Source organism: Nitrincola alkalisediminis (assembly GCF_009821115.1).
Classification (GTDB): domain Bacteria; phylum Pseudomonadota; class Gammaproteobacteria; order Pseudomonadales; family Balneatricaceae; genus Nitrincola; species Nitrincola alkalisediminis.
In genome coordinates, this window is sequence record NZ_VYTY01000032.1 from 1 (window position 1) to 1,185 (window position 1,185).

Sequence of the window (1,185 nt, forward strand, 5' to 3'; positions counted from 1 at the left end):
AAAAGATGTCGCTGAATATATGCGATATTACAACTTGGAAAGACTGCACACAGCCAATGGCGACAAAACGCCGGTGGATTATGAAAACGAGCTAAAAAAAGTGTCCGGTTTTAGTTGACCAGTACACATCTTCCATACCTAGTGGCAGTACATTCGGTTGGTCATATGATGGATCTTGCATCATGATTGACACTTGTGCGTCCTCACCTCTACTCAAAACAAGTGTAATTCTTGCCGCAAATCGCCGTTGTTTATCAACTTCTGAACCGTAGTAATCCATTACGACATTCTGCCGATAACTATAAGGCCAATTCTCATTCATCAAATTTAGCAAGTCATCTACAGATGTTTCGAAATTGGACAGGTACTCATTCGCTTTCGAAGTCATATCAGAATCAGTGGGGTCGAAAGGAATCAATACAGGTCTGTCGTTTGAAACCGTAAATAAATAACCATCAGTAATGACGATGGTTGATTCGTTTAAGCAAGCGCGTTGCAATGGTAAAACCTGCGAAATAGGTCTATCAGAGTCAATCAGTAAACGTTTGAGCTCTAACTCTTTAAGAACCACTTCAAGCTTTCTAATAATCGCTTCTTTGTAATCCTTGGTATCCAATAAGTCGTTATTGTAGTTGTAATATCCACCTTCATATGCAACGTATAGCTTGATCGGATCGTCGTCTCTTTTTGACTCGATTAACAACCCTTTTTCAACTGGATCTCCAGTTACATCATGAGGGTTTACGTTGATATGTTGAACTGCACACCGTGCAACTAACGACTTCGTTAGTGGATAACGATCATCTTCAATACCTTTTTCCTGATCTAGCAGAATCAAAACACGATCCGAATGATCAAGCTTTATCCGTTCAAAGTCATTTGGCACAACACCATCCAGTAAATTCCACGAAACATCGACGCTTTTCAGTGCAATTAGCGATTTAAACAAGTCTAATATTTCTTCACAAGCAACAACGGCATTAACTCTTAGGTCTATCACCTTGATTTCACCGGATATCTCGATGCTTGGGAAAGATGACTTTGCCTTATTGGCTTTATGTACTGGTCAACTAAAACCGGACACTTTTTTTAGCTCGTTTTCATAATCCACCGGCGTTTTGTCGCCATTGGCTGTGTGCAGTCTTTCCAAGTTGTAATATCGCATATATTCAGCGACATCTTTTT

General features: G+C 39.9%; 3 protein-coding genes. 1 reads left to right on the forward strand and 2 read right to left on the reverse strand.

The window, feature by feature from the left end; translation table 11 throughout:
- Positions 1–118, forward strand: a 118-nt coding sequence (locus F5971_RS18315) for an IS3 family transposase (protein ID WP_193495613.1), incomplete at its 5' end; no start/stop codon positions are given.
- Here F5971_RS18315 and F5971_RS18320 read toward each other — a convergent pair.
- Entirely contained in the window at positions 92–949 is an 858-nt protein-coding gene (locus tag F5971_RS18320) for a hypothetical protein (protein WP_223116363.1), read from the reverse strand. The genes F5971_RS18315 and F5971_RS18320 overlap by 27 nt on opposite strands.
- Positions 950–1,066: 117 nt before the next feature.
- The coding region (locus F5971_RS18325; protein WP_193495613.1) for an IS3 family transposase at positions 1,067–1,185 on the reverse strand (119 nt) is incomplete at its 5' end.